Genomic DNA, 13,877 nt, shown 5'->3' with positions numbered 1-13,877 from the left:
CAGGTAAACTACTATGAAAATCTAAGAAAAACGGAGATATCGAGAGGTTTTGCTTTCTTTATTGAGGGAGTTTAGTTCACTAAGGACTGGTGCAAAGTTTATCCGAAATAAGACATAAGTGTCTTATGAAACTTTTTCCACTTCCATTCTTAATATATAATGAACTATATAATTAATAGTAAATAATCGTCACAGGAGGTAAAAAATGAGAATGGTTGTATTAGCTGGCGGATTAAGTGATGAAAGGGATGTTTCTCTTGCTTCTGGTGCTCAAATTTCTAATGCTTTAGTTTCAAAAAATCATGATGTATTATTACTAGATATTTATAAAGGTTTACAAGATGTTTCTGATTTTGAATCAGCTTATAAAAAATATAGAAAAGAAACATATACTTATAATGTGCCTAAAGAAAAACCTAATTTGGAAGTATTACGAAAACAGCAAAATAATCAAAAGTCTTTAATTGGTCCTAATGTGTTAGAAATTTGTCAAGATGCTGATATTTGCTTCCTTGCTCTTCATGGTGGAATTGGTGAAAATGGACAATTACAGGCCTTATTCGATATATACGGTATTCAATATACTGGTAGTTCCTATGAGGGCAGTCTATTAGCGATGAATAAAATAATTTCAAAAGAATTAATGGCCTTTAATGGAATAAAAACGCCAAAATGGGATATTTATAATTTCGATAAAGAATTACCAGAAATTAATTATCCAGTAGTTTTCAAGCCAAATGACAACGGTTCTAGTATAGGAGTGGTAATTCTTAATAATTCTGATGAACTTCATAAAGCATTAGAAGAAATAAAGGATATTTCAAATACTATTCTAATTGAAGAAAAAATAGATGGTAGAGAGTTTTCTGTTGGCATAATTGGAAATGCTGCTTTACCTGTTATAGAAATTATTCCTAAGAAAGGTTTCTTCGATTACCAAAGTAAGTATCAAGAAATTAGAAATACAGTTTAAAATTTAACTTTTTTGTGTCCAAAATATTGACTCAAATCCAAGAATTAGAACTTACGATAACGTGAATAATGTTAAACTAGGATACTCTACAAAGAACAAGGAATATATTACAGATGATAAAGGAAGTCGAATACAGGATGTATAAAATCGGATTAGTTGGTCTAAAAACTTCTGTAGAACAGATTTTAGATTTGGCGGAAGAATATAAACATGAGTTGGAATTCATCTCTTTTCCCTATGTAAAAACCGAGGAGGTAGAGAAAATTGTAAAAGAACATAATTCTCACGTGGTGGCATGGCTTTTTTCTGGTCCACTTCCCTATGAAATTGCGAAAAAAACACTAGGTACAGATAAAATAATCGTCCATGTTCCTGCTACGGAATCAGCTTTTTATAAATCTTTTTTAGAGATGATCTATGAACAAGGAAAAATTATTGAGCAGTTAAGTATTGATACTATGTTCTTAAACAATATTAGCGAAGAAGCTTTGTCACAGTTAAATATAAAACCCCCAAAGATTTATGCGAAAGTGTTTGAGTTAGATGGTGATACGAATGAATTGGTACATTTTCACTTAAATTTATGGAATGAAGGAAAGACAGAAGGCGCTTTATCTTGGTTTCCATCCGTGTGTGAAGCTTTAAGGGAAAACGGAATTCCAGCCTACCGGATGTCGACGAGTAAGATAGAAATACGACAAACGCTTCGGGTTCTTTCTGAAAAAGTAAAGACTTCCTACTTTAAAGACACACAAATCGGAGTCGAAATCATTGAAGTTGAATATTTTAACAGAGTGGCAGAGGAAATGAAAACTCCTTATCATTTACAGTACTTGGAGCTCCGGCTAAAAGAAATGTTAATTCAGCTTGGTGAAAAAATAAATGGTTCTTTTTCAGAGAAAGGAAACGGAAGATATATGATTTTTAGTTCTCGCGGTGCAATTGAACGAGAAATTATTACGCTCGAAGATACCATTCAAAAATTGGCTTTTGAGGCAGATACAACCGTTGCCGTTGGAATTGGCTTTGGCGAGACTGCCTATTCGGCGGAAATCAATGCTTTTCGTGCTATTCAACATTCAAAGGAGATGAAGAAGCGTGAAATTGTGATTGTTCAAGATGATGGCAAGATTGTCGAATCACCAGGCAAAAAGAAAGAACTACAATATGATACCCGTACCCACAATAAACTCCTTATAGAAAAGTTAAAAAATGGGAATATTAGTGTTAAAACGTATAAGAAAATATCGGCACTCGTTCAAAGAATGGGCTGGAGTGATTTTACTACAAAGGACTTAGCGACATATCTTGAGATGACAGAGCGCAATGTACGGCGTATTGTTGCGGATATGTGCGAGGTTGACTTGGCACAATGCGTTGGTGAAGAGGCTAACGCCACCCGTGGAAGGCCGAGTAAAATTTATCGATTATTATAAATTATAAGCACCCATAATTTGGGTGCTTATTTATTTTGTACCTTAATTTAGCATATTAAAGCGTTGGAAGGGAAAAATTAACTATTGGATTCAGTCAGAAAAAAATAGTTTAGAATTTTCAAAAAATTATTGAAATAAAGCTTATAAAATATTATACTCCATTTAAGGAATTTCTGCCTTAAACTATCTGAAAATAGATATTGTTATGTAAATTGAATGAAAAAGGAGTTGTAGTAGATGTCTCAAACGATAATGATTCATGATTTAATCGAGGCTGTTAAAGATGAAGTGATTGGGTGGCGAAGATATTTACATAAGTATCCGGAGTTATCTTTTCAGGAAGAAAAAACAGCACAATTTGTTTATGAAACGCTACAAACTTTTGGTGATTTGGAAATTTCACGTCCGACAAAAACGAGTATAATGGCTCGTTTAATTGGCCAGCAGCCTGGGAAGGTTATTGCACTGCGGGCAGATATGGATGCGCTTCCAATTGAAGAGGAGAATGATTTTGACTTTGTGTCACAGAATTCAGGCGTGATGCATGCTTGCGGACATGACGGGCATACAGCGATGCTTCTTGGTGCAGCAAAGATTCTTACACAGTTAAAGGATCAAATTAAAGGGGAGGTGCGCTTCTTATTTCAACATGCTGAGGAAGTGCCGCCCGGTGGCGCCCAAGAGATGGTCAAAGCCGGTGTGCTTGAAGGAGTGGATATGATTATTGGCACCCATCTCATGTCGTCTCTTCCTTTAGGGAAAATTGGTTTGAGTTACGGTCCGATGTTGGCTGGAGCTGATACTTTTAATATTACCGTGGTGGGTAAAGGGGGGCACGCCTCACAGCCCGAACTAACCATTGATCCCATTGCAATAGGGACTCAGGTTGTAACAAATCTCCAGCACATTGTATCGAGGTATCGGGATGCTCAAGAAACTCTAGTGATTTCAGTGACTCAGTTCCATGCGGGAAGTGCGATTAATGTTATTCCAAGTAGGGTAAGCATTGGAGGATCCGTTCGAAGCTTTAATCCGGAACTGAGGGAAAAGATTCCAACCTTTATCGAACGCATAGTAAAAGGAATTACAGAAGCGCATGGAGCTACTTATGAATTCGATTATCAGCTGGGTTATGCACCGACCATTAATAATGAAGAAGTAACACGATTGATGGACGAAGCGGTCTGTGAAGTGTTTGGTGAAGAAAGTCGAGTGATGATTAAGCCGGTTATGGGAAGTGAAGACTTCTCTGCCTATCAAAAAGTAATTCCTGGGTCTTTTATTTTAATAGGAGCTCGTAATGAAGAAAAAGGGATTATTTATCCTCACCACCATCCAAAATTTACCGTCGATGAACAGGCTTTACAATATGGGGTGAAGTTATTTGTTCACGGGACTTTTAAAGTGTTAAATCTAACATACTAGGGGGATAAGAGTGTGAAAACAATATATTGGCTTGGAATTATTCCGTTTCTTGGCTTTCTTGTAGGCGCTTTGTTTACAAATAAAGTGACTCCCTACGTTCTGGGAATGCCATTTTTTCACTTTTGGATTGTGCTCTGGTCTGTACTAACCACAGTTATTATGGGGATTATATATCTACTAGATCCTGCTAATCGGAAGGGAGATACAAGATGAATATTGCCGTGTTTTTCATCCTGTTTTTTTTCGTCATTTCTGTTTTGATCGGTATCCGGGCTAAAAAAGGGAAAAGTATGAACTTAGAACAATGGACGGTTGGAGGACGTGGGATGGGAGCCCTATTGATTTTCCTCTTGTCCGCAGGTGAAATGTATTCTACCTTTACCTTTTTGGGCGCAAGCGGTTCGGCTTATGGGGATGGAGGTTCCATCTTTAGTATCGTGACGTACGGCTGTCTGGCTACAGTAATCTCCTACTGGACATTTCCTGCTATCTGGAGGTATGCAAAGAAACACAAATTAGTTTCCCAATCGGATTTTTTTATAAAAAAATATCAAAGTCCTTATCTTGGTGTGCTTGTTGCGGTTATAGGTGTTATAGCTTGTACTTGCTATTTAGTCCTGCAATTGAAGGGGTTAGGATATATCGTTTCTGCAACATCCTATGGGTCCATCACTTCTACAGCCGCCATTTGGATTGGAGCCATTGGCGTAACCATTTTTGTGATGGTTTCCGGTATTCACGGTGCTGCCCAGACATCGATTTTGAAGGATTTTCTGATTCTCGGCGTTATAGTATTTTTAGGAGTTTATTTCCCTATTCATTATTATGGCGGTTTTCAACCTATGTATGAAGCCATTGAAAATGCAAAACCGAACTTTACCGTACTTCCGGAACAAGGAATGAGCGTATCGTGGTATATATCGACCGTTGTATTAAGTTCTATTGGATTTTATATGTGGCCGCACACGTTTCCTACTATTTTTGCTTCCTCTAGCGAAAAAGCTTTACGAAAAAATGCAATCCTAATGCCAATGTACCAATTGATTTTGTTGTTTGCCTTTTTTGTGGGGTTTGCAGCTATCTTACAGACGCCTGGATTAAAAGGCGCGGAAGCCGATCTTATCTTGCTGCAGCTTTCTAAACAGGATTTTGATCCATGGTTTGTGGGCTTAATTGGTGGCGCGGGCGTGTTAGCCGCTTTAGTACCAAGTTCTATGCTGCTGATGTCAATATCAACATTGCTTGCTAATAATGTATATCGCGTATTTACACCATCTGCAACGGACACTCAGATTGCAAAACTGGTAAGATACTTGGTTCCCCTTATTTCTCTCGTAGGAGTTTACTTGACCTTTATAGGTGGAAATACCCTCTTTAGTCTCACATTAATCGCTTATAATTTTGTCACGCAACTTGCTCCTGCCTTTTTCGCAAGTTTGATGAGAAAGAATTTTGTAACCAAACATGGAGCATTCGCCGGGATTATAACAGGAGGCGTGTTAGTTTCTATTATGGAACTAGGGAACATAAAAATTGGTCAACTATTTCCTTATCTTCCTCAAGCAATTAAAGACTTGAATGTAGGAATTATCGCCCTATTTGTTAATATCGTAGTTTTAGTGGTTGTCAGTGTGATGACAAAGACTAATACTCATAAGGATAATGAAGTTTTTGAGACAACGATAGTAGAGCACAAGGTTCTAATACAAAAAGAATCTAACAGATAACCCAACATGTATAGTAACTAATCCAATAGTAATTCACTTCTGATAACTATGAGGGAGGGAACATTATCATTTAATCATTAGGACTAATACAACTTTTAAAAGGTGAGATTACAGAAAAAATACCGTTATATCTCATAGAGCAAGCAACGGATGTACAAGTGTAATTGGTATCCATAACGTTGAATGTGGACATACATTAATTAAAATGGATGTGAATCAGCGAATAATAATGTTTGAATCTATAAAAATAAAGATATCAACAAACGCATTACTTTACCAGGAAAACTGTACAAATCTTTCTTAGATGGGAAAAGTAACAATTATATTCAAAAAATAGGGGGAATTACTTTTGAGAAATATCTAAGTAATAAGATGGATTGAGGATGTTGTATGGGGCATGTTTATGAGGTATTACTTTTTTTATTTCCTAAACAAAAATGTGCAGAAATGTACTTAAACTAAACCAGCTAATAGTTAGTCAACATTTTTCAATGAAAACTTAAAATATTTCATGCTATACTAAATTTGTGCATGCTAAATAACCTTCCAATGAACTACATTTGGAAAGTTTTGTGCTATTTAGTTATACTTTTAAACTAGGTTAGATCTTGGAAAGTCGAGTTATTTTGTAATAGTGCATAAATCCATTGTAGAAGTTTATTGGCACATGCTATCACAGCTACTTTAAAGGGCTTTCCTTCTTCATGTTTCTTATCATAAAACTCTCGTAATCGCTTGTTACGAGGGATGATTTCATCTGTCGTTTTCTTCTTGCGACAATCACGAATGGCACATTTAACAGCCATATACAAGGCGTGTCGTAGTCTGCCAGAACCTCTTTTGGTAATCCGATTTACTGTGCCTTTAAATTTACCTGATTCAAAGAGGATCAATTCCGGCAAATGCCACTAGTTTTTTAGGGTGATTAAACCGATCAATCTCTCCAATTTCAGAAATAATCGTTGCAGCGATTTTTTCACCGATTCCAGGGATGGATTGGATAATCTTATATTCTTCAATTTCTTTTGCCAAAGCATCTATCTCGTCTTCAAACCTGGATAGGTGCTTTTGGTATTCTAGAAGCATTTTTATATACATCTCTAGGCTTAAAATGTGACTCTGATATAAAGTTCTCTGAAAAGGATTTCGAGCTGAGGCAGCCATAAGTTTCTCTGCCTGTGTATTAGCCCACTTTCTAGAACGACTTGGACAAAGTTCATTAATCCTATTTGCTACAGTTTCTTCATCGACGGCTGATATGTCTTCAGAAGTAGGGAATTCTAATAGAGTAAGCAAAGAAACAACCGAATACAAATCTCCAAAAACCCCTCTATATTCAGGAAATACTTGATCAAGAACAGCCTGAAACTGTAGTTTTGTTTGTACATAGATACCTGTTATATTTGCATGTTGTCTTGAAAGATTACGAAGATTTAAGAGTTGTATCCCTCGTTTTTTATAAGGCTCTAAATCCTCTTTATAGTACAGCTCGCAGAGGTGACGTGCATCGATTAAATCTGTCTTTACTTTCCGTAAACTAGAGCTCTTCGCACGATAAGAAATGAGTGGGTTAACGATAATTAATAAGTAACCTCTCACCTCAAAATACTGTACAACGGGCGTATGATAATGCCCAGTAGACTCTAAAACGACCGGAGGTCGAATTCCTGTTACGTTTTCTATCTCTCTAAGATATTGGTGTAAGCTCTCTAGTCCTTCAATGGTATGTGCTACTTTAAAACTTCTTTTATAAGGCTTCTTTTTATCCAAGAACGCTTGAACCTGGCTTTCACCTTTCGCTACATCAAGACCAACCACTGGATTCATATTTTATCTCCTCCAAAAACATATTATTGCCGGTAACCCCTAATCCTTCTTGCAGTATCATAGCTTCGCTTGTTATACGAGATCTTGGTCCCCAACCAGCCAAATCATGTTTAAGCAAGTAGGGGGCGAACTGTTTAGTTGACGGGGGCCAAGCCCCACGGGCAGGAACGTTCTACCCCAGCTACCGTTATCATATATCGATATAAAAATTGTTCAACCAGAAATATCTGGCTGACCTTATAATACGATAGGGGCAGGATAGTTCCACAAGCACACAGTGTATTAGTACTGCGACATAGCAAAATAACAGCTACTGATGTTCTGTTTCTTTTTTTTGATATTTGTAAAATTATAAATAGGGATAGTTTAATCACTATCCCTAACATTACATATGATTTCGATTAACGAGTTCTTCCGCCTAATTGTTGTTCAGCCATTTGCACTAAACGTTTTGTAATTTCTCCACCAACAGATCCGTTTGCACGAGATGTTGTATCAGCGCCAAGTGTAACACCGAATTCATTAGCGATTTCGTATTTCATTTGTTCTAGAGCTTGCTCTGCACCATTAACTACTAATTGATTACTGTTGTTATTTCTAGCCATGTTGTCAGCTCCTATGAATGTAATGTGTTGCTAGTCATAGGTTTTGATATTGTTAAGAGTTATATACATAGAATTTAAAATAAATTAAGGCAGGGATTAAGTGAAATTAAAACTCATCTGTAGCTCTAGAAGGGAAGAGCACAGGAAAACATTAAAGCCACCAGGTCGCAAGGTAAGGGTCTCAGAAGATCCGAAAAGCAAATAATCTGAGGCAAAGGCTTCCTCCTCCTATTGCCCAGTTTGTGTCAACTCTACAAAAAGGCAGGCGAACCTTATCATGAACTAGGCTCAAATTACCTTAAAGAAAAACAAAATAACAAAGAATTAAAAATGATCGAATATCTAAAAAAGAAAGGCTATTCAATTGCTCCATCTAAACAACAAACTGCATAACCAGTTAATATAACGACATAGTACATTTACGCCCTTCAAAAAAATGAAAATATGAAGGGTTTATTTTAGCATGGCTTTTTTACTAATGGTTTTCATACAAAAAGGGGAGACTGACTTTATAATATTATTCCTAGCTTGATAGAACTTTTGGGAATTTAATAATTTACTCCGTAAAATAACAGTGTATAACTAATTGAAAAACTATTGTTAATCTGAAAGTCATATGATAATATGAGGTTAAGCGTATAAAGAACGGATTGTAACTGTTAAATCAGGCAAAACCGAGTACCTTTGAAAAAAGGTGGGTTTTGCCTTTTTCTATTGTCGGAGGTGATAAAGTGAAAATAGCGAAAATATTAAATAATAATGCGATTATTTCTATAAAAGACAAACAAGAAATCATTATCATCGGGCGTGGGATTGCGTTTAAAAAACAAGTTGGAGATCAGATTGTCGAGGAACAAATCGATAAAATTTTCACTTTGGAAAACCAAGATATTATGAAAAAGTTTAAAACCTTAATTTCTTATATGCCAATTGAATATATGGAAATATCTGAAAAAATAATTGCGTATGCAAAAATGAAATTGGGAAAAAAGTTAAATGAAAGCATTTACATTCATTTAACGGACCATATCCATTTTGCAATTCAACGATATAAAAATAATTTACCTATTAAAAATGGATTACTATGGGAAACTAGGCAATTATATCAAGATGAATATGAGATTGGATTAGAAGCATTAAATATGATATGTGATCAATTTGGTGTGATTTTACCAGAAGATGAAGCAGGGTTCTTAGCCCTTCATATTGTTAATGCTGAATTAAATGAAGAGATGCCAGTTGTAAAAAATATGACTAAGGTTATGCAAGAAGTTCTAACGATAGTTAAGTATTATTTTAAAGTTGATTTTAACGAAAATTCTTTAACATTCTATCGTTTTATTACACATCTAAAGTTTTTCGCGCAACGTTTAGTCAAGGGCAATCATTACAACAGTGTACCAGATGATGACTTGTGTAATTTAATAAAGTTAAAATACCCAGAGGCATATAATTGTTCAAAGAAGATTAAGAGATATATTGAGAATTCTTACACTTATGAATTAACGGATGAAGAAATGATTTATTTAACGATTCATATTGAAAGAGTAGTTCAAAAAAAATAATATAAAGAGTTTGTTAGGGTTGTAACTGGCAAGTAGGCAAAACCTAAGCTCATTTTGTAAACATTCTATTATGTTTTGTTTACATCATGAACTTAGGTTTTTTAGTGTTTAAAAGTGGTGAATATTTTGTGAATTATATTCAATTAAGAATTAGGTTAGGATGGTAACTTTTAAATCAGAAAAAATGTTTAATTCGTAATTATTATAAATTAATTTAAACGGAGGACCACTTTATGGATTTCAAGAAAATAGCAGTTGAAATTTTGGAGAAAGTTGGCGGAGATAAAAATGTAAGTCAGGTAACTCATTGTGCTACACGACTTAGATTTAATCTTAAGGATTCTTCAAAAGTAAATATGGATGAGGTCAAACAGATTAAAGGAGTTTTTGGAGCTGTTGAAAAAGGAGGTCAGTTTCAAGTAATAGTAGGAAATGATGTTTCTAACGTTTATAAGGAGTTAATTACATTAGGTAATTTTCAAAACGGCTCGGCAACAGATGATAAAACTAAATCAAAAGGGATTTCAGCAATTTTTGATGTTATAGCTGGAATTTTCGTCCCAATAATACCTGCTATTGCTGGTTGCGGTCTATTAAAGGCTTTCTTATCACTTTTCATAGCAACAGGAATTATGTCTACAGATTCACAAACTTACTATGTTTTTAGTTTTGTAGCTGATACAGCATTTTACTTCTTGCCAATGTTAATAGCATATACAGCGGCAGTTAAGTTTAAAGGTTCACCATATCTAGCAATGATATTTGGAGGAATTTTATTACATCCGAATTTTTCAGCCTTAGTAAGTGCTGGTGAGCCAGTTGAATTTTTAGGATTACCTTTAACATTAGCTAAGTATGGATCAACAGTTGTACCTATTATTTTAATAGTTTGGGCAATGTCATATGTACAAAGATTTTTTGAAAGAGTTGTTCCAAAAACAATTAAATTAATATTCGTCCCACTATTTACTTTAATAGTTATGGCACCAATTGCATTGATATTTATTGGTCCTTTAGGGAATATAGTTGGAGAAGTTTTAGCAAGTGGAATTTTATTTTTAGATAGTAAAGCTTCATGGGTAATACCATTAATAATGGGAGCATTTACTCCACTATTAGTAATGACAGGAATGCACTATAGTTTATATCCAGCATTATTTACTCAATTAGCAGCACAAGGATATCAAACTATTATACCAGGTATGCTAGTATCTAATGTTGCTCAAGGAGCTGCAGCACTTTGTGTAGGAATCAAATCAAAGAATAGTGAACTAAAACAATTAGGGACATCAACAGGTATTACGGCTTTATTAGGAATTACAGAGCCAGCATTATATGGTGTAACTATGAAATTGAAAAAACCACTTTACGCTGTAATGATCGGAGGAGCTAGTGGTGGTTTATATGCTGGATTAACAGCTGTTAAGTCTTATACACCTACTGGAGGGGGACTTCCACAGTTAGCGGTATATATAGGTCCTGAAATGTCAAATATAGTTAATGTACTAATCGCAGTTTGTATATCTTTTGTTGTTTCATTTGTTGTTACTTGGATATTAGGATTTGAAGATCTAGTTAATGAAGAAGAAGTACAAGAAGTTATCGGTGAAAATAAAGAAGAAAAAACAAGACTTATGAATAAAGTTAATATATCAAGCCCATTATTTGGTGAAGTTAGACCTTTATCACAAGTAAATGATGAAAGTTTTGCTAGCGAAATTCTAGGAAAAGGAATTGCTATTGAGCCAGTAGAAGGTAAAGTAGTTTCACCTGTAAATGGAACAATTACAACTATATTCAAAACTAAACATGCTATAGGAATAACTTCAGAAGATGGAGTTGAGATATTAATTCACATTGGATTAGATACAGTTAAGTTAGGTGGAGAGCATTTTACTGCCTATGTTAAAGATGGAGATTCTATTAATATGGGTGATTTAATAGTAGAATTTGATTTAGAAAAAATAAAATCTAAGGGCTATGATGTTGTCACACCAATAATAATTACGAATACGGAAAATTATTTGGATGTGTTACCAGTTAATAGTAAAAGTGTTGAATATGGAGAAACAATACTAACAATATTATAGTTAAAAGTGTTCAAATCAAAAGAATGTTTTTACTAGGGTTATGTTAAAACGATTATTGACTTAATAAAATCTTAAGTTTTTAATAGATTAATTTCCAGGAGGGATATATATGAATAATAATATAAATAGATTTCCAAAGGACTTTTTGTGGGGTGGAGCTGTAGCAGCCAATCAATGCGAGGGAGCTTGGAATATTGGAGGAAAAGGTATAAGCGTTGCTGATGTAGGAACAGCAGGAACTTTAAACGTCGCGCGTGAGTATACTGAAGGTGTAATAGAGGGTAAATATTATCCAACACATGAAGCTATAGATTTTTATCATAGATATAAAACAGATATAGAATTATTTGCGGAAATGGGATTTAAGTGTTTTAGAACTTCGATAGCATGGAGTAGAATCTTTCCTAACGGAGATGAGAATGAGCCGAATGAAGAGGGATTAAAGTATTATGATAATTTATTCGATGAATGTTTAAAATACGGAATAGAACCGGTTATTACCATATCACACTATGAAATGCCGTATGCACTAGTTGAAAAATATGGCGGTTGGAAAGATAGAAGATTAGTAGAATTCTTTGTTAATTATAGTAAAGTACTATTTAATAGATTTAAGAATAAAGTTAAGCATTGGATGACCTTTAATGAGATTAATGCAGTTATATGCCACCCATTTAGACCTGCTGGGCTTAGAATAAAAGAAGATGAAAACGAAGAACAAGTTATGTATCAAGCAGCTCACCATCAACTTGTAGCTAGTGCAAAGGCAGTGATTGTTGGAAAGGAAATTAATCCGGAATTTAAAATTGGATGTATGATTGTATATCCTTTAGCATATGCAGAAACCTCCAATCCTGAGGATCTTCTTACTGTAAATCATTTTTTGAATAAACATTATTTCTTTAGTGATGTTCAATCTAAGGGATATTATCCGAATAGTATGAAGGCATATTTTAAGAATAATGATATTGAAATAGTTATGGAGGATGAAGATGAAGCGATTTTAAGAAATGGAACTGTAGATTTTATCGGATTTAGTTATTACACTAGTGTACTTTTAAGTGTAAATAATGATGGTAAAAAAATAACAGGAGCCAATATTATTAAAGGATTAAAGAATCCTTACCTAAAAGCTTCAGAGTGGGGTTGGCAAAGTGATCCAATTGGATTCAGAATAACACTAAATAATCTTTATGATAGATATAACTTACCATTATTCTGTGTTGAAAATGGACTTGGTGCAGTTGATGTCATTGAAGAAGATGGTTCTATTAATGACGATTATAGAATTGAATATTTAAGACAGCACATTAGTGAAATGAAAAAAGCAATTACTCTTGATGGGGTTGAAATGATTGGATACACCACATGGGGATGTATAGATATAATTAGTAATGGAACCGGAGAGATGAAAAAACGTTATGGATTTATCTATGTTGATAAAGATAATGATGGAAATGGTACATTAGAAAGAAGTAGAAAGAAAAGTTTCTATTGGTATAAAAATGTTATTTCTTCAAATGGAGAGGAACTTTGTGATGAGGTGATTGTATGATACAAAAATCATTTCAAGTAGTTTCAGATACGGGAATTCATGCACGTCCAGCAACAATACTGGTTCAAGTTGCAAATAAATATTTCTCAGATATCACTCTTGAATACAATCAGAAAAAAGTAAATTTAAAATCTATTATGGGAATAATGTCTTTAGGAATAGGGCAAGGGGCAACAATTGTAATTGCTGCGGATGGTAGTGATCAAGAAGTTGCATTAGCTTATATTGAGGAGATATTGAGTAAAGAGGGGCTAGCCGAATAAAGTAAAATCATTTTATCATTATTACTTTATCTAACTTTAATTGTAGATTAAAAACAAAGTTTGGTTTTTTTAAAAAGTTGAACCGAGATACCTTATCATAAGGTATTTCGGTTTTTTTTTGAATCTATTACGGGGTCTCGCCAACATTTCGCGGAAAACATACGTTAATCAAATTTCAACATAGAAAAAACACATTTTCTACGCTAAGAATGTTATAGGGGCAACAAAACTTATCTTTTATCTATTAACTGAACATAGATAAATGTATGAGTAATTGTACATTTAAAATTGAGGAAAAATCTCATAAATCCTTTAGCCATAAGGTGTTAAGAAATGAATCGTCTACACTTATCTGGACAGATATTTTAAGGGCAGCTACACTTAACTTACTACAGATAAGGGAGCATTCAA

Annotated in this window: 10 protein-coding genes and 1 pseudogene; 9 read left to right on the top strand and 2 right to left on the bottom strand. The window is 34.4% G+C overall.

All coding sequences use genetic code 11. The features are described from left to right. The first annotated feature begins 205 nt into the window (after positions 1 to 205). The 5 genes from SB775_RS26425 (at position 206) to SB775_RS26405 (ending at position 5,561) form a co-directional block, all read left to right on the top strand. Positions 206 to 973 (top strand): D-alanine--D-alanine ligase family protein, encoded by a 768-nt coding sequence (locus tag SB775_RS26425; protein ID WP_410864089.1) that lies wholly within the window; start codon positions 206 to 208, stop codon positions 971 to 973. A gap of 137 nt (positions 974 to 1,110) precedes the next feature. Next, positions 1,111 to 2,409, top strand: a complete 1,299-nt coding sequence (locus SB775_RS26420; protein ID WP_410864087.1) for a hypothetical protein — start codon at positions 1,111 to 1,113, stop codon at positions 2,407 to 2,409. Positions 2,410 to 2,646: 237 nt separating this feature from the next. After that, positions 2,647 to 3,834 (top strand): M20 family metallopeptidase, encoded by a 1,188-nt coding sequence (locus SB775_RS26415; RefSeq protein WP_410864086.1) that lies wholly within the window; start codon positions 2,647 to 2,649, stop codon positions 3,832 to 3,834. A 12-nt stretch (positions 3,835 to 3,846) separates the two neighbouring features. Continuing rightward, positions 3,847 to 4,047: a DUF3311 domain-containing protein gene (locus SB775_RS26410; protein WP_410864085.1), complete on the top strand. Its 201-nt coding sequence runs from the start codon at positions 3,847 to 3,849 to the stop codon at positions 4,045 to 4,047. Then, positions 4,044 to 5,561, top strand: coding sequence for a sodium:solute symporter family protein (locus tag SB775_RS26405; RefSeq protein WP_410864084.1), 1,518 nt, complete (start codon positions 4,044 to 4,046; stop codon positions 5,559 to 5,561). The genes SB775_RS26410 and SB775_RS26405 overlap by 4 nt, the downstream gene beginning before the upstream one ends. Before the next feature lie 596 nt (positions 5,562 to 6,157). On the opposite strand, the pseudogene SB775_RS26400 reads toward SB775_RS26405, so the two are convergent. Further along, positions 6,158 to 7,388 (bottom strand): annotated as a pseudogene (locus SB775_RS26400) (IS110 family RNA-guided transposase). A gap of 401 nt (positions 7,389 to 7,789) precedes the next feature. Further along, entirely contained in the window at positions 7,790 to 7,993 is a 204-nt protein-coding gene (locus tag SB775_RS26395; protein WP_410864083.1) for an alpha/beta-type small acid-soluble spore protein, read from the bottom strand. 731 nt (positions 7,994 to 8,724) lie between these two features. Between SB775_RS26395 and licT the strand changes: the two genes are divergently transcribed. From licT to SB775_RS26375, 4 genes are all read left to right on the top strand, one after another. Further along, positions 8,725 to 9,558: a BglG family transcription antiterminator LicT gene (gene licT / locus SB775_RS26390; RefSeq protein WP_410864081.1), complete on the top strand. Its 834-nt coding sequence runs from the start codon at positions 8,725 to 8,727 to the stop codon at positions 9,556 to 9,558. Between the two features lie 233 nt (positions 9,559 to 9,791). Next, positions 9,792 to 11,648, top strand: a complete 1,857-nt coding sequence (locus SB775_RS26385; protein WP_410864080.1) for a beta-glucoside-specific PTS transporter subunit IIABC — start codon at positions 9,792 to 9,794, stop codon at positions 11,646 to 11,648. 109 nt (positions 11,649 to 11,757) lie between these two features. After that, positions 11,758 to 13,203 (top strand): 6-phospho-beta-glucosidase, encoded by a 1,446-nt coding sequence (locus tag SB775_RS26380; protein ID WP_410864078.1) that lies wholly within the window; start codon positions 11,758 to 11,760, stop codon positions 13,201 to 13,203. Next, a complete protein-coding gene (locus SB775_RS26375; protein ID WP_410864076.1) occupies positions 13,200 to 13,466 on the top strand; it encodes a phosphocarrier protein HPr in 267 nt (88 codons plus the stop codon). The genes SB775_RS26380 and SB775_RS26375 overlap by 4 nt, the downstream gene beginning before the upstream one ends. Positions 13,467 to 13,877 lie beyond the last annotated feature (411 nt).

It is taken from the genome of Peribacillus sp. SIMBA_075 (assembly GCF_046534585.1).
The sequence above is the reverse complement of the archived record's forward strand: the minus strand, read 5'-3'. Positions and strand labels throughout refer to the sequence as shown.